The following is a 719-nucleotide window of genomic DNA, read 5'->3' as shown; positions in this document are numbered from 1 at the left end:
GCGTTCTTACGCAAAGTTTGTCGGGCTAGATGAGAAAGTGGTGCTGGTTGCTCTAGAACAAACGGCAGATGTAAAGCCAAAAGAGCAAGAAATCGAAATGCAAAGCTTTTCTCGTAAAACCAAACACGAGAAACACAACAGCCGAATTATGTTGCTGACTTGGGTAATAGCCATTGTCATCATCGGTATCTCAGCAGCTTGGTGGTGGCAAAATCAGCAAGAAAATAGTCTCGCTCAAGTTGTAGCAGAGGCTAATGTTGAAACAAGCCAACCAAGTGCCGATGAAATTGCTGATATTGATCTAATGACCGAAGAAGAGCTGATCGCAAGTACTCCAGCAGAGCTAGCGGCATCAAACAATACAGCATCAGAATCATCCATCAATGCAGCGCAAACTGATGACGTGGTACCTGCAGAAACAGAAGAGTCGACAACAGAAGCAACTCAACAACCAGTTGCTGTGATTGAAGCAGCAGAAGAGGTTCAAGAAGCATCTCCTGTAGTGCCAGAAGGTATGACTCTGCTCACCATGAAATTTAAAGCAGATTGCTGGATCCAAGTAAAAGATACAAACGGCAAAACGCTCGTAAGTGGCACTCAGAAACCGGGTCAAGATGTAGAACTTACCGGAAAAGCGCCATTTAAAGTGATATTAGGCGCACCGGAAGGTGTAACAATGACATTTGCAAGTGAACCTGTCGACCTTTCTGGGTATACTT

At 44.5% G+C, this 719-nt stretch carries 1 protein-coding gene; it reads left to right on the top strand.

Translation table 11 applies throughout. The annotated features are described in order from the left end of the window. The coding region (locus R7044_RS25400) for a RodZ domain-containing protein (protein ID WP_225456019.1) at positions 1–719 on the top strand (719 nt) is incomplete at both ends.

Source organism: Vibrio sp. 1402 (assembly GCF_033340275.1).
The sequence above is the reverse complement of the archived record's forward strand: the minus strand, read 5'-3'. Positions and strand labels throughout refer to the sequence as shown.